Below are 21,125 nucleotides of genomic sequence, written 5' to 3' on the forward strand. Positions count from 1 at the left end.
ATCCTTCGTACACCAACAAATTTCTCTGTTTATCTTCCCTGTAGCAACTTCCGTCTTCCTTGCAGAAGCTTCTGCCTTCACGTTTCCGTGTTTCGCGCACCCTGTAGTAGCTTCCGCCTTCCTTGCAGCAACTTCCGCCTTCACGTTTCCGTGTTTCGCGCACCCTGTAGCAGCTTCCGCTTTCATGTTTGGGTGTTTTGCGTAGCCTGTAGCAGCTTCCGCCTTTAATATAACGGGAGTTTAATTACTGCGATCGCTTTGGGAGGTTATTTTTATATAGCGATCCGATTTCATTTATAAAATTATTTGCGTAGTCAGGCAACAGTCAAGAAGGCTCTTTGAGTTATACTGAAATTTTTCAAAAATCAAATATGATTCCTATAGGTTAAAGTTTATGTAAGAGGTAAGCTATATGTTAAAAACAATTCAAGGAATTTATAAAAACGGCAAAATTGAATTAGCTGAAACACCAGAAGGCATCACTGAAAGTCTAGTGTTTGTCACCTTCCTAGAAACTAAACCCAGCCAATGGCCAGAAATAATCATGCAATATTCAGGTATAAAAGAAAGTATTATCTTTGAATCATATCGAGACGAACTGATAGCACCGAACGAAATAGAACTTTAATTATGTATGGGTTATTTACTGGATACTTGCGTCATTAGTGATGTTGTCAAAGGAGAAGAAAACACCCTCAAGCGAATAAAGTTAATCTCCCCTACGGAAATTTTTGTTTCATCTCTAACAGTTATGGAGGTGAAATATGGATTAGCTATAAACCCACAACGCGCTGTTAAAATCCAATCAATTATTGAAATATTATTAAGTTCAATTACAATTTTAGCTTTTGATTCAAAAGAAGCAGAACAAGCAGCCCACATCAGAAGCTTTCTTAAATTAGCTGGTTCACCTATTGGTGCTTATGATGTACTTATAGCAGCCACCGCACTAATCAATAATCATATTGTGGTGACATCTAATGTCGGAGAATTTCAAAGAGTACCTAACTTGCAAATCGAAAATTGGCGTTCTGTGTGAATACCTTGCTCTTCCCCTAACTTACCGTGAGCTTCTCCAGCTTGCCTAAATGTATAATTCTTAAAGTAAAACAGTATAATAACTTCCGTCTTCCTTGCAGCAACTTCCGCCAAGACGTTTCCGTGTTTCGCGCAGCCTGTAGCAACTTCCGCCTTTAAGATAACGAGAGTTTAATTACTGCGATCGCTTGCATACATTACCAAGCAAAATTACTGATTCAGCTTTGTTTAGAGAGCGATCCAATTGATTACTCTTGTACTAATTAAAAGTGCGATGCCTAGGTTGGGCTGCGCCTACACACTCTTTTGCTGCTTAAATTGAGGAAACTTAGTTTGCTTACCGCAGGGTGTCTACAAAGAATAAGTCAGACATAAATCACTCTTTTGATTTTTAGTAAATGCGATTGCATAAAATTGTGCCGCAGTAGAACTTTTGGCTTTTTTGGGATGGTAGTATGATTAAATTGTATGTACAACTTTATTTTTTCCAAAGTGTTGAGTAGCTAACGATAAAATCGTGCTTTGTCGCTGATAAAATTATATAGCTTTTTTATTTCCCTACACGTTGAAACGCTACTACAAGCCAATGTGCAATTACTCATGATTTTTTGAGGTAGTACTCAAAAAAAACCTTTATTTAAAAGTTGGGCGATGACACAGACAACTACAGAGCGTCTATACTCTTTTGAAGAATATCTCGCTTATAACGATGGTACTGATAGCCGTTATGAACTGGTGGATGGGAAACTAGAACGCATGAATCCGCCAATTTTTAGACATTTACTACTTGCTAAATTCCTTGAACAGACATTTGACACAGAAATCAATCGCTTGAGTTTACCTTGGCTATGCTTTAGAGAAGCGGGGGTAAGAACGGGATGGCGAAAGTCAAGATTACCTGATGTTTATGTTGTCGCGGCTGAACAGGTAATGGAATTCCTTGATGAGTCTGCTGTTTGTCAGTCTGCGCCGATATTAGTAGTGGAAGTTGTCAGCCCTGATTCAATAAAACGCGATTATCGATATAAACGTTCTGAATATGCAGCGTTAGAGATTCCTGAATATTGGATTGTAGATCCAATAGAGTCAAAAATTACGATTTTATTGTTGTCAGAAGGATTGTACGAGGAAAAAGAGTTTAGCGGGAGTGAGCAAATTGTGTCTGCAACTTTCCCGGAAATTGCGCTTACAGTTGAACAAGTGTTGTCTGCGGGTAATATTGGTTAAAAAATAGACCATCCCTTCTACTAGTTGTGGCAAGACCGTAAAACTCTGGGCTTACTTAAATAACCTAGTACCGCAAGGCAAAAGTCAAAAGTCACCCTTCGGCTGCGCTCAGGGTAAAAAAGTCAAAAGTATTATCGAATAAGCTCTTTAGGGATTTTAAATGGTTGCTCTATTTATTGCCTCAGCCTTTACAAGCATCACAGCCAGTAGTGAAGTCAAAAGTGTAAAATATTCATATTAATAAATAAAAGCGAACTGCTAAGAACACCAAGGAAACAAATCGTCATTATTTATAGAGAATTGGTATTAGAGCGATGTAGATTTTATGACTCAACGCTTAGATTTCAGAGTAGATATTGAAGAAGCCATAAAAACGCTAAACCTTTCTTGCAATGATTTCAGGTTAGTTAGCCTTCATGAATACGAGCAGATATTAGTGTCAATTCTTGGGCGATTCACAAGCTTGGGTAAAAAAGGACTAAATTATCCCTGGTGGTGGGGTTCATTCAAAGAACCGTCTTGCTCAATTCATCTCGAACATGCACCCGACTTTTTGAAAGAACTTGTACCTCTAGAAGAGACAGTATGGTTTGTGACTGAAGACTGGAAAACAACTAAACAGCATGGTAATTACTGGCTCTATGAGGGCAATATCGTGGTAATTGCCGACCTAATAGCAGAAATGTATGGGTTTGAATATTATATAGTCTCGAAAAAGTTTGAGTGGCTACTGGGCGAAGATCGTCACGGAGTATTAATTGGTGTTGGGCAGTCTATGACTGAAAAGATAGAATACTTAAAATCAAATCGTGAAAACGTCAAATCGCTTCAGCATTTTTAACAAACAACCTTTGAGACAACCAGAGCTAGGATAAGAAGGTAGTCTATCGCAGACAAGCTAACTATATGACATCCACATCGCGTGTTGTTCATAGCGACCCCGATATATTAGGGGGAACTCCTGTTTTTGTTGATACTCGTGTGCCGATAAAAACCTTACTCGATTATCTAGAAGCTGGTGACTCACTGGATGAGTTTTTAGATCGCTTTCCCAGTGTCAGCCGTGAGCAAGCGATCGCTTTATGCAATAACTCTATTCTTTTTGATGATGAAACCGAATTCCTAAAAAGATGTCGTAAACAAACTCAAAAAAGTCCTTTTTCTGCAACAATCCTGAAGTTTGATAACATCCTTTTTCATCTAACAGGGGCTTCATCATATAATACGCGGGTTGGTAATTATACCAAGGAATAGAAGGCCACAAATGATGGATTAAGTGGTAATTCTGTCCCATAATCAAGATATTAAGAATCGGGTTAGGATAGACGCGAGCATTTTTCCAGCGATCGCGTTCTACAAAAGGACGATGCGGTAAATAATCAAAAAATAATCCTAGTGCTATCCCCACCACAAAAGCAGGTATGAACCAAAAATTGAGAATGTAACCTAAAAAGTGGTACTGAACTGAAATATAAATAATTAAACCGATAATTAAACGGCTAATAAACCATTCTAATAACTCATATTTCCGCCACAGTCGCCGTTGAAAGAAAAACACTTCATGATACAAAAACCGTACTGCAATCAGCCATAAAGGTCCACCTGTAGAAACATAATGATCTGGATCGTCTTTGGGATGATTCACATGACCATGATGCTGCAAATGCACCCGCGTAAACACTGGAAAAGCAAAAGCCAGCATCAATGCACTACCATGCCCTAAAATTGCATTAATTACTCGGTTGCGATGTGCAGATTGATGACAGGCATCGTGAATTACTGTCCCAGCACAATGCAAGGCAATAGTATTAACCCCAAAGCATAGCCAATGCGGCCATTGCCAAAGCCAGTAACCAAAGTTAGATAATACCAGCATTGCCACAGCCGCGGAAAATAGCAGTAGCGTTGGATTTGAATCACCAGGAGGTGCTAACAATTCTTTGGGTGGGATTGTCAGTGGCTTTTGTACCTCCGACGCGAGCATGATTGACATTGACTCTTTCTTTACTAAACATTACGAATATACGATCAACATTAGGGAATAATAAAGTTTTATTAACTTTTGTATAGCAATATTTATGCACAGCTTAGCATATCGGCAGATGAATAACGCTATGATTCCAGACGAGGCTTAGTCTTTACTGATAAGTGGGGTATGACAATTGGCAATAAGTTGATGGGATAAACTCCTTCGTGCGGAGGATGGAGACAAGATTGGTGTACTATATCTAGTCTATCCAAACCCCCAACCCTAGCCTTCGCTCTCTCATAATTCCTTTCTAACTGCTTAAATCTATTGGTATAGCAGTGATCCAAAAGGAGATGCCACTTAGAGTTACGATAACTTCCCAGATAGCTCCCTAAATTCATCCCCTATGCAATTAAGAGATTCTCTACGCCGGACAAAAATTGTCGCTACTATCGGTCCCGCCACAAGCAGTCCTGAAATGCTCAAGGCGATTATTGAAGCGGGAGCAACGACACTGCGGCTAAACTTCTCCCACGGAACTCATGCCGATCATCAGCGTAGTATTCGCTTAATTCGGCAAACAGCCTTTGAACTCAATCAGCCAGTGGCTATTCTCCAAGACTTGCAGGGACCAAAAATTCGCTTGGGGAAGTTTGATAACGGATCTATAGTTTTGGCAAAAGGCGATCGCTTCACCTTAACCAATCGTCCGGTTATAGGCACACAAGAAATTAGCTGCGTCACCTATGATTATTTAGCCCAAGAAGTCCCAGTTGGTGCAAAAATCCTCCTTGATGATGGACGAGTAGAAATGGTCGTGGAGGAGATTAACCGAGACAAAGGTGATTTGCATTGTCGAATTACCGTCCCTGGTAAACTTTCTAACAATAAAGGGGTAAACTTTCCCGGGGTTTACCTGTCAATTAAAGCAATGACCGACAAAGACCGAGAGGATCTGATGTTTGGTCTAGATCAAGGTGTAGATTGGGTGGCACTTTCCTTTGTCCGCAATCCCCAGGACATGATCGAAATTAAAGAGCTAATTTCCAGTACAGGCAAGCAAGTTCCAGTGATTGCCAAAATTGAAAAGCACGAGGCCATTGAACAAATGGAGGCGGTTCTGGCTCTGTGTGATGGGGTAATGGTTGCCAGAGGCGATTTAGGGGTGGAATTGCCCGCTGAAGATGTTCCGGTACTCCAAAAACGGTTGATTGCCACAGCAAACCGCTTAGGGATTCCCATCATCACCGCCACTCAGATGTTAGACAGTATGGTGAGCAATCCCCGTCCCACTCGCGCGGAAGTATCGGATGTGGCCAATGCGATTTTAGACGGTACAGACGCGGTGATGCTTTCAAATGAAACCGCGGTAGGTAGCTTCCCTGTAGAAGCAGTGGCGACAATGGCGCGGATTGCCGAGCGTATGGAGCAGGAGGAAGCCCAAAACTCAAACTTACGTTCTTTGAGAGATACCCGGCGCTCTATTCCCAATGCTATTAGTCAGGCTGTGGGTCAAATAGCAGAGCAACTCGGAGCCGCAGCAATCATGACCCTAACCCAAACCGGGGCAACTGCTCGCAATGTCTCCAAATTTCGTCCTCATACACCAATTTTGGCTGTAACACCCCATGTAAACGTGGCGCGACAACTACAGATGGTGTGGGGGGTAAAACCGCTGCTAGTGCTAGGATTGCCTTCCACTGGTCAAACATTCCAAGCTGCGATTAATGTGGCTCAGGAGCTGAAGTTACTTTCTGAGGGAGATTTAGTAGTGATGACTGCTGGCACACTCCAGGGAATTTCCGGCTCAACAGATTTGATTAAGGTTGAGGTAGTGACGGCAATACTAGGTCACGGAATTGGACTGGGACAAGGTTCAGTCAGTGGTCGCGCACGAGTGGCTAATACTGGTATGGATATTAGTAACTTTAATCATGGAGATATTTTAGTCGCTTCCCGTACTAATGCCGATTTTGTGGACGCAATTCGCAAAGCTGCCGGGATTATTACGGAAGATGAAAGTCTTACAAGTCACGCAGCAGTCATTGGTTTGCGTCTCGGTGTACCGGTGATTGTGGGTGTGAAACAGGCAACACAGGTAATTCGAGATGGGGCAATTCTGACGCTGGATTTACAACGGGGTTTGATTTATTCTGGGGCGGTGAAAACCCATTAGTATTGAGAGTGGGGACAAGGGGGACAAGGTAGACAAGGGGGACAAGGGGGACAAGGTAGCAATATTTCTCCCTTGTCTCCCCCTTCTCTCTTGCCCCGTGCCTTTATCAAACAGTTGCGATCGCTACCCCCAGCCATCCAGCAAAGTTTTGCTGCTGTGTAGAGTTAGGATAATCTACAGGTTTTACTTGATATCGAGTGGGATGTGGTGAGTCTAGGGTGATGGAATAAGTACGCAGTTCGTCTTGGTGGAAAACTGTGACTTCAATTTTATCGCTTGGTTGGTAATCTTTGAGGCGATCGCCTAAGCCATTTCCCATTACCTTAATCCCATCAATTGCTAGTAACTCGTCACCTGCATCAATTCCCCCTAATTGTGCAGGTGAACCCGCATCGACAAACTTAATCATCTCCCGCCCATTCTCAGTATTTATTTTGACACCCAGATAAGGTTCTTCCTGCTGCTCTGCTACTAACTGCAAGCCAAAGGGTTGTAGATACTGATTAAACGGCAAATCTTCAGTACTATCAATGTAGCGTTTGAAGAAATCAGTCAAATTGATTTCTGCCACAGATTCTATAACTTCCTGTAACTGTTCTGGGGTATAGCCAATTTCAGCTTGTCCAAATTGCTGCCACATTTTCAGCATCACATCATCAAGGGAACGCTGATTGTTGTGAGTAGAGCGAATCAATAAATCCAGCAATAACGATACCATTTCTCCCTTTAAATAGTAAGAAATTTGGGAATTGCCGCTATTGGCATCAGGGCGATAGAGTTTAATCCAAGCATCAAAACTTGACTCAGAAACGGGTTGTACTTTGCGCCCCGGTGTAGCTTCATATCTGCTAATTTCCTTGCTCAAGTTATTCAAATAGGACTTAGCATCATAAATTCCCGCCCGCAAAGGAATTAACAAGTCGTAGTAACTAGTAGTACCCTCACAAAACCACAAGGATGGGGTGTAATTTTCTCGATCGTAATCAAAAACTTCTAATGCTTTTGGGCGAATCCGCTTGACATTCCACAAGTGAAAGAACTCGTGTGCGACTAATTGAATAAAGCGATCGTACTTTTCTGGAACACGAAACCCAAAACGCTGGTAAATTAAAGAGCAAGAATTTTTATGCTCCAAACCGCCAAAAGCTTGGCTAAATAAATGTAGGAGAAACACGTATCGTTCATAGGGCAAACCGCCGAACATCTGCGCTTCTACCTGGATAATTTTTTGAATGTCAGTAATTAGCTGCTGGACATGGTAACTACCTCGCCCCCAAATTGCCAGTTCATGAGGTTTTCCTAAAACCTCAAATTCATATAATTGGTGAGAACCAATCTCAAACGGAGTATCAACAAGAGTATCAAAATCCTTAGCCAAGAAAGTATTCGTTTCCTCACCAACAGGTGGTAAAGCTGTAGTTACTTGCCATTCTGGGCGTGATGGTATGATGGTGACGCGAATCGGTTGCTTATCTGACCCAGGTATTCTAAAAAATAATGCCGCACCATTGAAATAACCGTGGGTAGCATCCAAATGATTTGTCCGTACCGATAGCTCATTAGCAAAAATGCGGTAACGTACAGTTAATTCTGAAACACCTATTTTGTCTACCTGCCAGTGATTTTTACTGATTTTCCGCCAAGGTAAAGGCTTATTCTCTGCAAAAGCAGCAAAATCTTGTAAGTTCTTGGCGTATTCCCGAACTAAGTAAGAACCAGGTGTCCAAACGGGCAGTTTTAAATCGAGAATCTCTGAGGAGTAATTTACAATGCTTAAAGTCACCTCAAACAAATGGTTTTCTGGTTGCGACATTGCCACGAGATAATGAATCGTTGGCTCAGTTTCCTCAAGGTTGGTGTTGGGACGAGTTGCTGTGGCTTCAGTCATCTTGTTTTCTAAGTTAATAGTCGATGGGTAATTTTCCCCATCATGACAAATTTACCTTTTAACTTTTGACTTTTATAGAATAGGACTCAATACTTCTCGGGTTTTGTATTTTTAACTCGGAATTGGGTTTGGAGTAAAGGTTACTGGGTTTGGGTTAAAGGTTTTTTCTTTCCCTTTCCCCTTTTCCCCTTAACCGAGAAATATTGGAATAGGACTTACGCAATCATCACATTCAGGTAGATGGCAAAATCACCATTAGTAGCACAGACCAATTGTATTAAGACATCCTGGCAATGAATTTCAGAGTGAAGCGATCGCTCTTTGATGCCATTTTTTCAGATTAGATGCAGAGTTCGCAGAAGTTGCTTCAGGGTTCGCAGAAGTTGCTTCAGGGTTCGCAGAAGTTGCTTCAGGGTTCGCAGAAGCTGCTTCAGGGTTTGTCTTTGTTTGGTGCGATCGCTTAATTATAAAAACTCATTGCGATCAAATAGCTCCTTCTGGTGGTAAACCAAGCTGGCGACGAAAAACTTCATCGTATTCAGCCTTCTTCCAATTTTTAGCAGATTTAACTTGCTCAGGAGTTAGGTTTTTAGTATTTCCGAGGTCAGCATTGCTGAGGTCAGCACCACTAAGGCTGACACCATTGAGATTAGCACCATTGAGGTTAGCAACGCTGAGGTCAACACCATTGAGGTTGGCACCATTGAGGTTAGCACCATTGAGGTTGGCACCATTGAGGTTAGCACCATTGAGGTTAGCACCATTGAGGTTAGTACCGTTGAGGTTAGCACTACCGAGGTCAGCGCCACTGAGCTTGGCACCACTGAGGTTAGCACCACTGAGCTTGGTACCACCTAGTTTCGCATTTCTGAGGTCAGCACCGCTGAGGTTGACACCATTGAGATCGATCAAATCAGAAATGTCGGCATCTCTAAGATTTGCATTAGGAGCAATTAAGAGCATTTTCTTGAAAGCAGGATCGAATCGTTGGCTAAATTTAGTTTCTTTGTCATAAAAAGCACCCTTAAATTGGTTATAACTGCCTATGTATTCACTGAGGTCAGTGCCTCTGAGGTCAGCAGATCTGAAGTCAGTTTCATCGAGGATAGCATTTTTAAAGTTAGCATTTCTAAGGTTAGCAGCCCTGAAGTCAGTGCGCCCTAATTTAGCATTCTGAAAGTTAGCATCCTTGAGGTTAGCACGCCCGAAACTTACCAGTCTTTCATTAATACCAGTAAATGTATGAGCATCGCTAAAATTAGCACCAATGAGATTAGCACCGCTGAGATTGGCACCGCTGAGATTGACTCCACCAAGTTTGGTAAAAGAGAGATCGGCATTCGTGAGATTGGCACCCATTAAGTTGGCACCGTAGAGTTTGGCAAATTCGAGATCGGTATTCATCAGGTTGCTATGACTGAGGTCAGTCAAACTGAGATCGCTACGCCTTTTAGGATCGGCATCCATAAACTCTTCACGACTGAGGTCAGTAGGACTAAGGTCGATACGACTGAGGTTTGCACCCCTGAGATTTGCACCTCTGAAATCTTTACCAGCTAAGTTATCACCAGCTTGTACTAGCTTTTCCAGTGCTTGAATTCTTGCTTGACTGTACTCTTTTCCCTTAAAAGCATCGACAGTCTGCCAAAGGTTTCTTATTCTAATCTGTCTCTCAACTACAATACCTAAATACAGCGATAAACCCAGCGGAATAATTAAGAAAAAGCCAAAGCTTTTAAAGCGATTATTCCGTCTTTGTCTGACACTTGCTTGAATAAACTCATTTACTAGCTCTGATAATCTCAAGTTTTCAGTTTGTTGGTTTTGAAAATCCTTTGCTTCTTTTAAGCGTTTTCCCTGAAGCAAGTAATCTTTTGTCTTTCTTCTATCTCGCCATTCAATAGCTGCGGCTTCAATTTTCCGCTTTTGTCGCAGTATGTCCCGACTTTCCTCAATCCATTTGCGTAATAGCAACCAATGGCGAATCAGTGCTTCATGTGCCACATCTACCACAGCAATTTGATTAGATAACGTACTGGTGACAACTAGTTTCTCATCAGCTAACCGTTGAATTATTCTATTAATCACAGCTTCTGGATGCTGCGAAGTAACTAAATCTCGTTGCACAACCTGTCTGCGGGTATCTTCTGTTCCTTCTCCCAACTGCGTCAATTCTAAAAAAATCCGCTTTGTTGCTTGCTGTTCCTCAAGCGATAATGACTCATAAACTTCTGTAGCGCGTGTTTGCAGCGTTCCCCTGACTCCACCTAGTTTGCTATAGATAGTCAGGGTTAACCGTTCTTCAGTTCTTTGCTGCCATAGTTCTGTCAGCGTGTACTGCAACAACGGTAAACTCCCCGGTGAATCTTCTACATCTGCAATCATTTGAGAAACTAATTCCGGTTCTACTGCTAAGTTCACTTGTTCAGCCGGTTTGATAATTGTTGTTTCTAATTCCTCTCGATTCATCGGTGTTACTGTTACTAAATGCTCTTGAATCTTCTTAGCTAGTCCGCCATACTCTTGTTCCAGACATTTGCCAAAAAAATCAGCCCGCATTGTGATTAATAGGCAGAGTTTATTGTCATCCCGTTGCAAAGCACCTAACACACATTCAAAAAACTGCTGTCGTTTTCTAATGTCTTGACATTGAGTAAAAGTTTCCTCAAATTGGTCTACCACTAACACGACGCGCTGAGTTTGTGCAGCAGTAATCAACTGTCCTAAACCAACTGCGCCTTTAGCAATTAATTCTTCAGCTTTTGCTAATTGTGATGCGCGTTCAATATCTGATAATTCTGATTCTACAAATACCAGGGCTAAATTTTGTAAGGGATTAATCCCTGGTCGAAATATTTTCAACTGCCAAGAATCGCTCCCTGATAACCTACGTCCTAACTGTAATTGATAAAGTAAACCTGCTCTGACAACACTAGATTTACCACTTCCTGATGCTCCCAACACAGCGAGGAAATTACCCGATCGCACTTTCTCTAATAATTCGTCGGTTAACGCTGTTCTGCCATAAAATAAGTTGGCATCTGCTTCTGTACAATCAAAATAAGATAACCCTTTATAAGGACAAATAGCTGATACCTGTACTGTGGAGTTAACAGGAGAGAAATTCCATTTGCGGGTGAGATTAATTGCTTCACCAGAGTTAGCAAAAATTGGACGCTGCGGGAACGGGTGATGTTCTTGATTGAGCAAGTCTACTAAGGTGTAGTTACTCACCCAACGGTCTTGTTTTGGTTCTAAACCTTTCAGCAGTGCAGCAGTGAGAACGCTGTGTTGGCTGTTAATCTCTTCAAAAGCTACTTCAAAATCACGAGAAGCCGCAATAAAACACCTATCTCTACCTTTACCGCGATCGCCTGGATCTGCCTCTGCAAAATTTAGCACTTCTCCGCTATAGCAGCAATCCAAAATTACAATTTGTTGTCTTACTTCACTTTCTTGCAGCAGTCGCCGCAGCCATTGCAAAGATAATCCCCAATTACCCGCATCGGGGTTGACTTCACTCGTCGCTAAAAAGCCTTCCTGAATTCCGATATTTTTCCGCAAACCATGACCAGAAAAATACAGTAGCGCTGTGTCTGGCGGCTTACCATACGGCTTAAACAATTGAACGATCGCTCTTTCTAACTGAGTTAAACTAACTTTAGTTTGCTTACCAATGCGAATCGTCTCATTTTCCTTGTCTTTGACTGCTGGTAGCCGCGTTACCCGAAATTCGCCGTATTGTTGTAAGATTTGAGCGATCGCTTCACCATCGGTAGCTGGCGCATTAAGACTCTTTAAGCGGTCATAAGTATTAATTCCCACCACCAAAGCGTCTCGACTCATCTTAGTAAGCTTTATGATAGTTTAGTCGCATTATTTCCAGCTTCTACAAGAAATTTACCGCATTTTCCGCAAAAATGTATAGAGTTGCACAGCTGGACTATCTTAGAGGTTGTTTGAAAAGTCATGATTAATGTATCTAGTATTCTTTTACCCCACCCTAACCCTCCCCTTGGAAAGGGGAGGGAACCAGATTTTCTTGTTTCCCCCTTTATTTCTTGTTTCCCTCCTTATTTCTTGTTTCCCCCCTTTATAAGGGGGGATTAAGGGGGGTAATCATTCGATTAGTATGACAACATAGAACTTTTCAAACAACCTCTAAGACGCAATTATTTTAGGCAAGATTACCCCATGACTCAACTCACACCTATTCAGTTAGAAGATGGCACGATTATTTACATTGAAGCTACAGATAACGTAGATGCACCGCCAGTTAGGATCGAAGTCTCCCCACAGGGAGAAGAAGAAGCGCTAATTGATAAAGGATGGGATGCTGATGCTGCACAAAAACAAATACTACAAAATTTCCAAGCAATTGAAGGTACAATTCGCGCTTACACTGTTTATTCACTTAATGCTTTTAAGAAAATCCCTGTTGCTAATATTGATAAAGTCACTCTAGAATTTGGCATCAAAGTTGGCGGTGAAGCAGGTATACCTTACGTAACTAAAGGTACGGCTGAAAGTAATCTGAAGATAACGGTAGAGTGTTCGTTTCCTAAGCAACTGGAAAAGATAACTCCGCAATCATGAGTCAGAATATTGACGCAGCTAAAATTTCGATTATTATTCCGGCTATTAATGAAGCGGTGAATATAAAAGAAGCTATTGCTACTACTGAAGGCAGTAAAAATATAGAAGTGATTGTAGTAGATGGTGGCTCTAGTGATGATACTATGGCGATCGCTCAGTCTTTAAATGTCAAAGTTATTTCATCATCTCCCGGCCGTGCTGTGCAAATGAACGTGGGTGCTGTAGCGGCTAGCGGTGATATTCTGCTATTTCTCCACGCCGATACCCGTTTACCTGCTGGGTTTGATGAGATGATTTGCACAGCTTTACAACAACCTGAAACTGTCGCTGGTGCATTTAACTTGCGGATTGATGCATCCCTTTTGAGTTTACGATGGGTAGAGTTTGGTGTGAAATGGCGATCGCATTTTTGTCAAATGCCTTATGGCGACCAAGCAATTTTTCTCACCAAAGCAGTATTTCAACAAATCGGCGGTTTTCCCGAATTGCCTATCATGGAAGACTTTGAACTCATGCGTCGTCTAAAGGCGATCGGACGTATTACAATTATCTCAACACCAGTTGTTACCTCAGCTCGGAGATGGTTGCAAAAGGGTGTGTTTAAAACTACACTACTCAATCAAATAGTAATTATTGCTTATTTATTCGGTGTTTCACCTGAGCGAATTCGTCGCTGGTATCGACGAGAAAAATTTAAGCGGATTTAAGCTGTTTATCAGGTAAGTAGTATATTTTAGTGGCATTAGATTCCATTGCTCAATAATGGGATGATTGGGGCTGATACGGGGACACGATGATGATGTATCGATCCAAATTCTCAAATCATCCTGCAATTATGCAATACCAAGTTTAATTTTCATAAATCTCTAATGGCAAATTATCTGGGTCTTTAAAGAAAGTAAATTTCTTGCCTGTAATTTCGTCAATTCTAATATTTTCTGTTTCCACACCTTGGGAGTTTAAGTAAAAAACAGTTTCGTCGATATTATCAACTTTAAAAGCCAGATGTCTTAAACCACAAGCTTCTGGGCTACTAAAACGTGGCGGAGGATTTGGGAAAGAGAATAATTCTATTTGACCATTTTCTCCAACACGTAAATCTAATTTATAAGAATTTCTTTCCGCCCGGAATGTCTCTTGAATAATTAAAAAACCTAAAGTTTCGACATAAAATTTTTTGGAGCGATCGTAGTCAGAACAAATAATAGCTATATGATGAATATCAGTAAATTTCATTTAATTTTTGCCTTTTTTAATACAAAAGCTTAGAGAGTGTATGTGGCTGAAAAAACAACCACATTACACCCTTTCAAGTCGAGATTAAGCTTTAATCTTTTTAATCGATCTTACCTTTCTTTGCAGTAACAAGCCAATACTACCAACAACAAGTGTGCTAGCTAAAGTGCTAGGCTCAGGTACTTGTCGATAAGAAACTGTACCTAAATTGGAAGTTTCGGAGGAGGCGGAAAACAATATTCCAGAAATGTCGTAACTTTTAGAAGGATTAGCTTTGTCGAGGAAGCTGTATAGCAATCCAATAGGTGCGTTCTCTCCTAAGGATACAGTTGGAAATGCAAGGGGATAATCTGGATATTCAACATCATCCTTTGCAGTGTAAATATTAGAGTCATTATCAAATTGGAAAGTTAGCGATTGAACTGGTGCTACCGGGATATTATCATTACTAAAAGTTGAGTCATCAAAGCTAAATAACCCGTTCCCTTTAGCTGTAGAACTATCAACAGTGAAAGCATAATTAACAATTGCAGCGGAGGCGGATTTAGCGCTGAATGTAGCCAAACCCAGAACAAAACTAGTAGCGATCGCCAATTGGGGAAACAATTTCATATCAATTTTCCTGAAGATAGATTTGTGTAAACGATCTTGACAGCGAAGCATGGCAGAAAATATTGAGAGATGATACGAAGAGAACAAACACCAGCAACAATTACCAATCAGGTGTTGTGACAACTAATTGTGTCCAAGGTGTGCAATCTGGTTTTTCAGCAGTATCTTTAGTAATCGGAGCATTGCACCCACGTACTTTAAACGTGTACTTTGTCAGATCTCTGGCTCCGGTATAAGTCCAATTACGTGCTTTTGGGTCATCGATTTGCGTCATATCATCTTTATCGTCGCCCCAACTCACTTGATAAAAATCATTTTTTTGACATACATCCCAAGCAATCTTAATTCTCCGGACTCTGGTTGTATCTGCAACCAAATTTGATGGATTTCTGGAATCACAAGGAGGATTATCTGTTTTGTTTTCGCAGTTACTAGTACCAGGGGTGCATTCAGCTAGTGTTTTGACTGGGGGAATTAACGCAGTCGAAAGTGTTGTTAATAAGATGACAGAGGTCAAGCTAGATCTGAAAAAGATGGAACTAAATCGCATTTTGTGCATAAAAAATCCTTCAATTGTCTTGACTAAAACCACAGCAAAATTTAGAAAGTAAAGGTAGTTCTAATAACTCCCAAGACAGCATCATTATTACGATCGTCATGGTTAGGAGCAGTCAGCCAAATCAAACCAGGGGTGATGGTAATGTTGTCTGAAATTTTGTAGCTGTAAAAAGCTTCAACGTGCCAAGAGGTATTTCTGTCTCTTGCAGAGTCGCGGTTTTGCGGTGCGATTATCTCTGTAAATAGATTAGCGATCGCCCCATCAGCACCAGTTACTTTCGGTTCCATCCCGACAACGATTCCCGCTAAATTGCCTTTTTTACCCAAATCCGGGAAAGCCAAAGCAACTGCATAATTCCAAATATCGGCATCTCCTACGCCCAAGACACGGCTTTTGGCATAGCCAGCCCAAGCATTAACCAAAAAGCCGGAATTTACTTGATAAGATGCTTCCAAACCGTAAGCGTTGGTGGAAGTAGGCGAATCAGTAGCTAACGCCAAGTTAGCCTTTTGGCTTCCTGTACCTGGGATTGCCAAATCTTCACCCAGGTTGTTGTAGGCATTGACGTAGGTTAAACCGATGGTGAAGCGATCGCTAGGTTGGAAAGTCAATTGCGCGATCGCACCATAAGAACCATTAAATAAACCGTTGCCAGCGTTGGGATTGGATGCTGTACTAGATAAATATCCCAAACTCAACTCCAACTGATCCGAGAGGCGATGTGTCACCCCAACCCCCGCGCCCGAAGGCACAAAGTAGTAGACTGAATTGCGGCTACCAAACTTAGTTAAAGCACCTCTAGCTCCTTCATCTCCATCTAAGAAAGGGTTGACTGTATCAACGAAGTCTTCAACTTCTCCTTCGTTGGCAAAAAAAGTAACTTCAGTTTTTTTGCCTAGAGGAAATCTGTAAAACAGCGTCTCAACTCCCACTTGATTATTTTCCGGATCTTCATCCCCAATATCTCCATTAAAAGCGAGAGTCCCTTCTGTTAATCTAGTTCCAGTGCCACCCTCACCAGAAAAGTAATTCAGGTTGAGAGCCTGTAATCGAGTTCTGAGTAAATCTTGGCCAGTAAAACTAGTGTCAAAGTTAAGGCGAACGCGATCGCCAAAGGTAGTGTTTCTGGGAATATCAGCATTATCTGCATCTTGCCCAGATACAAACCCTGATATCGCAAAGATGGCCTCACCATTAAGTTTTGTGGTGGTGGAAAACTGCTGTTTTTCCAGAGTTTCCAGGTGAGGTTCTAAAACATCTACTCGACCCTTCAAAGTAGCCAATTCAGCCGCAAATTGTTCTTGTAATTTTTGCAGCGTTGCTAAATCTTCTTTCTTAACTATGTCAGCTGTTGCAGTTGCAATTAGTTCATTTACCCGATCTAAACAGGCATTAATCCCGGCGGCAAATTCGTAACGAGTTAAAGCCCGATTACCCCGATAATTTGCATTCGGATAACCTGCAATACACCCATAACGCTCGACTAAAGATTGCAAGGCAGCGAATGCCCAATCTGTCGGCTGTACATCCGACAGTTGAGAAACAGATGTTACCTGGGCTACTGATTCAGACTTAGCATTCTCAGGAGATAGCTGAACTTCAGTATCTTGCTGTTGAACAGTACCAGTTTTAGCTGGTAGTGCGTTGGCATCGCCCGCCGCAGACATCGCCCCAGTTGTGGTAGTGATTACCGATAATAACCCCAAAACCACTGGAGAAATCGGCATCCACTTCCAAAACATTTTGATCATTTTTCTCTAATCCTCACATCATTTACTATCAATTGAAAAAAACAAAGCAAATTACCGGGAAATTAACCTATCAATACGCTTCAGCCAGCTTGCTCATTTCTCGAATATTTCTCTAATACAAAGCTACGGTGTAAAAACAAATCTTTTAAACTTGCTGGTTAACGTAACTTCAGTTGCAGGTCAATGCAATCAAGTTGCAGGTCAATGCAATCAAGTTGCAGGTCAATGCAATCAAGTTGCAGGTCAATGCAATCAAGTTGCAGGTCGATGCAATCAAGTTGCAGGTCTAGAGACTTGTGTGTACACCGTAAAAAGAAAGACTATTTTCCTGATTACCAAAGATGCAGCACTGCTTGTTTGAAAAGTATTTTGCTGTGACTTTAGACACTTTTAGATCCCTCCTAACCCCCCTTAAAAAGCAGGGCTGATTCATTCCATTTCAAACAGGATTTGTCAAGATGGTTAGCGAGAAAATTGTCAGTAAGCGTGACGAAGAGATGAACATTTAAGCACTGAAATATCAGTAAAATAGTTGGTTTCATCAGCACGCCAGTAACAAAATAACTAATTTTTAATCGCTAGAACCCTTGATTTTTAAAGCTCTTTAGGGAATGAATCGGTCCTGCCCTTAAAAAGGGGGGAACCGGAGTCAAAGTCCCCCTTTTTAAGGGGGATTTAGGGGGATCTAAAACATTTTGCTACCAAGAAGAGGACTTTTTAAACATCTTCTGAGCTTCAGTAGAGTTAACTCTTTCACTCAATTGCCAATGCTTTAGCAGTTGAGCGCGATTTTGCCGTAAGTCTTTCCGGTTACGTTCTTCAGGATAAGGAATATTATCACCCTTAATTCCTGCCCAGAGAATTTCGTTGAATTCTTCTGGATCGAGCTTATCTTCACCGACAAAATTGAAGTCTTTAGTCATAGCAGCCCACCATTTCTTAGCATTTAGAATGGGCATAGCTGCTGTCTTTTCAACATTTTTGTCTTGACAAGCTGGGACTAGTTTCGGGTCTACAGGATCGGCACACAAGTTACCTGGCACAATAGCTGTGTAAGGCTCAAAGTTCGGTTCTCTGGTGAAGGCATCTGACATTGGTTCAGCATTAGCATCAGTAATTGCCAAGTAGCCAATGTTTAACAAATCCTCCATTGTCCGCAATACGCTAATGGTGTTGTAGTTAGTGCTGACGAGAGCGCCGCGTTTTGTGTAAGGCGAAATAACGTAGGCTAAGGAACGGTGCGAATCAACATGATCTGGTCCATTTTGGGAATCATCTTCAATGATGAAAATTGCTGTTTCCTTCCACTCAGGCATGTGAGAGATTTTCTCTACCAACTTGCCAATAGCATAGTCATTATCTGCCATTTGCAATTCAGGAGTATTTAGTCCAGCCAAAGCAGTGCCAAAGGAACCAAAATGATCGTGAGATAAACGCACAAGCATTAAATTGGGTAGTCCATTTTGCTTTAGATCCCTTTCCCATTCGCTGTACAAATAAGTATCAGCATTATTTTGATCGAATGACCGGAAATAAAGATCGGTTTTATCCAACAATACAGTTTTAGTAACGGGAGCTTGAGGAATCTTGTCAGCGTAAGGAGTTGGGGAAATGGGGATATAAGCCGGGTTTTTCGGATCGGGTTTAGTTGCATCGGGTTGACTAGTAACATAGGGAGCGCCGTTGTCAACGAAGAAACCGTAATTACGTACAGTCTTGCCAGCACGTAGCGCCGTATCCCAGAGATAACCACCAATGGCATCCGGCTGGAGATTACCGTCTCCTTCGGGAGCATCAACATCCCTGTCTCCAGGCAATATGGAAGACTGGCCAGAAGGATCTAAAATTCCTGTTATACGGGTATTGATTGGCGAATTATTTGACGAAGTTTGGGGTAGTGCGGTACTGATATTCCGATTTGTACCTTCGTAATCGTAGGTTAAGCCGTTAAAGCCGGCGTTACCGTAAAGAACTGATTGAGTTTTTTCGGTGTAGTCTGTAGTACGGGCGTAAGTAGACCAGTTCCAACCCACTCCACTAGATTCGCCACTGTCGTAGAAGTTATCAAAAGTAGCAAAGCCAAGGGACAGTTTGTGATGGTTGGGTGAAATATTGTTGGGAAACAAGGTAAGTGCTGGGTCGCCATTACCGACAGGTAAATCGCCGAGTACCTGGTCATAAGTACGGTTTTCTTTAACTATGTAGATAATGTGCTTAATTTTGCCTTGTAAATACCTCATTGTCCGGTCAGGACGACGATTGTAAAAACCGTTGTTTTTGTCTACCTGAGTTGAAAGCATAGCTAAAGTACTGCTTTTTGGCACTGGAATAATTGAAATCCCAGCTTTTTCTAAAGCCCAGTTGTAATCATTTTTAAAATTGGTGTTACGTGCAAGTCCCGCTGCTGTCGTGCGACTGTTTGAGGGGTTGGGGCCAGAATTGCTCTTAGCATTAACAACATACAGCTTTTGACCATCCCGACTGACGCTTACAGAATTAGGATACCAGCCAGTGGGAATGCGTCCAGTCACTCGACCAGGTTGCAAGTCTACAACAGCGATCGCATTTTCCCCGCCTAAGGTAACGTAAAGTGTGCATCCATCTGGGTTTAAGGCTAAAGAGTTGGGATTAGCACCTTTATATTTATCACCAGGTCGAGACAGAGAGATGGTTTTGACAACGCTATTGCTATTGGTATCAATGACCGAAATCGAGTCATCATTACCATTAGCCACGTACAATCTATTTTGATCCCGCGAGAGTAGCACTTTGTTTGGTTGACTACCTACTGGTATACGGGTAATCTCTCCAGAAGTAATGCCAACAGCCAGCACTTCGTTATCCCGCTGGCTGCTAATGAATACTTTACCTGCTTGACCGTTTTCTGCACTTTTGATGGCGACATCAAAAGGAAATTCTCCGGTTGCTACTTTATCACCTGGCTTAAAGAACTTAATTTCTTTAGTTACCTTACGGGTAGTACCATCAACGATTGAAATTGAGTCGTTTTCAAAATTAGCAGCGACTAAGGTATTACCATCCTTACTAACCGCCAGACCCGCGACAACTGCTCCTGTAGACACAGCCTTAGCTGCCGTATCCTTTAACAAACCACCATCATATTTAGGGAAGGGGTCAGTTTGGTTAGAATTGTGACCTAGTAAAATAAAGGGAGCATCCGGTACGTACTGGCTACCATTAGACGCATAAACATAAATGCGATCGTCAATGCCGCCTGATACAAAGAAGCGTGAGCCATCTTTAGCCCAAGCTAAACCGTTATAAGTATTGGGGATATTAATCTGTTGTTTTTTAACTAACTTACCGCTACTGACATCATAAACAAAAACCCATTCTGCTTTCGGGGTTTTTGTAGTAGTCGGTTTGCCGGTTAGCGGGTCTAATACAGGATATGTGAAAGTACTACCTGTATTTTCATCTTTGAAGTTTTGGTTATAGCCACTGGTAAGCACCAGTAGAGTTTTTCCATTTGGGCTAAGGGCTGTGCTTACGGCTTCAGCAGCATCAGCATTATCATCTGTACGCAAACCAGTTGCTAAAGGTGCAAAAGTCGAGCCTGGTGCGGCTGCGGGCGTGATGATTTGACCTGTGGGTAGCAAAGCGGCTCCACCCTCTAAGTTACCAACAGGGCTGGTAGTCCGAGCGTTAACTGATTCTATAGTTGTACTCAAACTACTTACCAGCAAAAGACTTAGTAGATACCCTTGGTTTCTGCTAGGTTTCATACAATTTTTCTATGATAGGGATAACCATTCAATACAGATGTTTATGGTTAATGGTTAAGCTATGAATAATTTTTGGTTATGTTTTGGTAGTGGCGCATTTTATTTAGTGATGGTCGTTGACTGTTAACGGTTAACAGTTAACAGTCAACGATCATCAAGACTGCTTATATAATTTAGAGGCGGATCGACTTACTAATAATTTTATTGTCCTAATTATTTAACTATTTTTACTTTTGAATTCTTGCGTTTTAGACTTTATTTTTATCCGATTTTATATATAAAGTAGTTTTTTCTCTCTGGCTAGCAGATTGATTGATAATACTGCTG

Annotated in this window: 15 protein-coding genes and 1 pseudogene; 8 read left to right on the plus strand and 8 right to left on the minus strand. The window is 41.6% G+C overall.

Translation table 11 applies throughout. The features are described from left to right. The first annotated feature begins 412 nt into the window (after window positions 1-412). The 5 genes and pseudogenes from ACFG4S_RS11630 to ACFG4S_RS11650 form a co-directional block, all read left to right on the plus strand. A complete protein-coding gene (locus tag ACFG4S_RS11630) occupies window positions 413-628 on the plus strand; it encodes a hypothetical protein (protein ID WP_392534944.1) in 216 nt (71 codons plus the stop codon). A 6-nt stretch (window positions 629-634) separates the two neighbouring features. Beyond that, entirely contained in the window at window positions 635-1,039 is a 405-nt protein-coding gene (locus ACFG4S_RS11635; RefSeq protein WP_392534945.1) for a type II toxin-antitoxin system VapC family toxin, read from the plus strand. A gap of 650 nt (window positions 1,040-1,689) precedes the next feature. After that, window positions 1,690-2,265 (plus strand): Uma2 family endonuclease, encoded by a 576-nt coding sequence (locus tag ACFG4S_RS11640; RefSeq protein WP_392534946.1) that lies wholly within the window; start codon window positions 1,690-1,692, stop codon window positions 2,263-2,265. Window positions 2,266-2,590: 325 nt separating this feature from the next. Continuing rightward, window positions 2,591-3,106: a DUF6756 family protein gene (locus ACFG4S_RS11645; protein WP_392534947.1), complete on the plus strand. Its 516-nt coding sequence runs from the start codon at window positions 2,591-2,593 to the stop codon at window positions 3,104-3,106. Window positions 3,107-3,171: 65 nt separating this feature from the next. Continuing rightward, window positions 3,172-3,345 (plus strand): annotated as a pseudogene (locus tag ACFG4S_RS11650) (DUF433 domain-containing protein); the annotation flags it as partial. Window positions 3,346-3,358: 13 nt separating this feature from the next. Here the strand turns inward: ACFG4S_RS11650 and crtR are convergent. Continuing rightward, window positions 3,359-4,249, minus strand: coding sequence for a beta-carotene hydroxylase (crtR, locus tag ACFG4S_RS11655; RefSeq protein ID WP_392535963.1), 891 nt, complete (start codon window positions 4,247-4,249; stop codon window positions 3,359-3,361). A 391-nt stretch (window positions 4,250-4,640) separates the two neighbouring features. On the opposite strand from crtR, the gene pyk reads away from it, so the two are divergent. Beyond that, entirely contained in the window at window positions 4,641-6,410 is a 1,770-nt protein-coding gene (pyk, locus tag ACFG4S_RS11660; protein ID WP_392534948.1) for a pyruvate kinase, read from the plus strand. A gap of 106 nt (window positions 6,411-6,516) precedes the next feature. Here pyk and ACFG4S_RS11665 read toward each other — a convergent pair whose 3' ends face one another. Next, window positions 6,517-8,298 (minus strand): M61 family metallopeptidase, encoded by a 1,782-nt coding sequence (locus ACFG4S_RS11665; protein ID WP_392534949.1) that lies wholly within the window; start codon window positions 8,296-8,298, stop codon window positions 6,517-6,519. Window positions 8,299-8,781: 483 nt separating this feature from the next. Further along, a complete protein-coding gene (locus tag ACFG4S_RS11670; protein ID WP_392534950.1) occupies window positions 8,782-12,144 on the minus strand; it encodes a pentapeptide repeat-containing protein in 3,363 nt (1,120 codons plus the stop codon). A 348-nt stretch (window positions 12,145-12,492) separates the two neighbouring features. On the opposite strand from ACFG4S_RS11670, the gene ACFG4S_RS11675 reads away from it, so the two are divergent. Beyond that, the gene (locus ACFG4S_RS11675) at window positions 12,493-12,894 is read left to right on the plus strand and encodes a CU044_2847 family protein (protein ID WP_392534951.1); all 402 of its coding nucleotides are present in this window, start codon (window positions 12,493-12,495) and stop codon (window positions 12,892-12,894) included. Next, window positions 12,891-13,601, plus strand: coding sequence for a TIGR04283 family arsenosugar biosynthesis glycosyltransferase (locus ACFG4S_RS11680; RefSeq protein ID WP_392534952.1), 711 nt, complete (start codon window positions 12,891-12,893; stop codon window positions 13,599-13,601). The genes ACFG4S_RS11675 and ACFG4S_RS11680 overlap by 4 nt, the downstream gene beginning before the upstream one ends. 142 nt (window positions 13,602-13,743) lie before the next feature. Here the strand turns inward: ACFG4S_RS11680 and ACFG4S_RS11685 are convergent, their stop codons facing one another. The 5 genes from ACFG4S_RS11685 to ACFG4S_RS11705 all read right to left on the minus strand — a co-directional run bounded on the left by ACFG4S_RS11685 (window position 13,744) and on the right by ACFG4S_RS11705 (window position 20,798). Next, the gene (locus ACFG4S_RS11685) at window positions 13,744-14,130 is read right to left on the minus strand and encodes a VOC family protein (RefSeq protein WP_392534953.1); all 387 of its coding nucleotides are present in this window, start codon (window positions 14,128-14,130) and stop codon (window positions 13,744-13,746) included. 84 nt (window positions 14,131-14,214) lie between these two features. After that, the gene (locus ACFG4S_RS11690) at window positions 14,215-14,742 is read right to left on the minus strand and encodes a PEP-CTERM sorting domain-containing protein (protein ID WP_392534954.1); all 528 of its coding nucleotides are present in this window, start codon (window positions 14,740-14,742) and stop codon (window positions 14,215-14,217) included. 100 nt (window positions 14,743-14,842) lie between these two features. Next, window positions 14,843-15,259 carry a hypothetical protein gene (locus ACFG4S_RS11695; protein ID WP_392534955.1) on the minus strand — a complete coding sequence of 139 codons (417 nt, stop codon included), beginning with the start codon at window positions 15,257-15,259 and terminating at the stop codon, window positions 14,843-14,845. Window positions 15,260-15,342: 83 nt separating this feature from the next. Beyond that, the gene (locus ACFG4S_RS11700; RefSeq protein ID WP_392534956.1) at window positions 15,343-17,052 is read right to left on the minus strand and encodes an iron uptake porin; all 1,710 of its coding nucleotides are present in this window, start codon (window positions 17,050-17,052) and stop codon (window positions 15,343-15,345) included. 698 nt (window positions 17,053-17,750) lie between these two features. Then, a complete protein-coding gene (locus ACFG4S_RS11705) occupies window positions 17,751-20,798 on the minus strand; it encodes a bifunctional YncE family protein/alkaline phosphatase family protein (protein WP_392534957.1) in 3,048 nt (1,015 codons plus the stop codon). Between the last annotated feature and the right edge of the window lie 327 nt (window positions 20,799-21,125).

The organism is Nostoc sp. C117 (assembly GCF_043099735.1).
Classification (GTDB): domain Bacteria; phylum Cyanobacteriota; class Cyanobacteriia; order Cyanobacteriales; family Nostocaceae; genus Nostoc.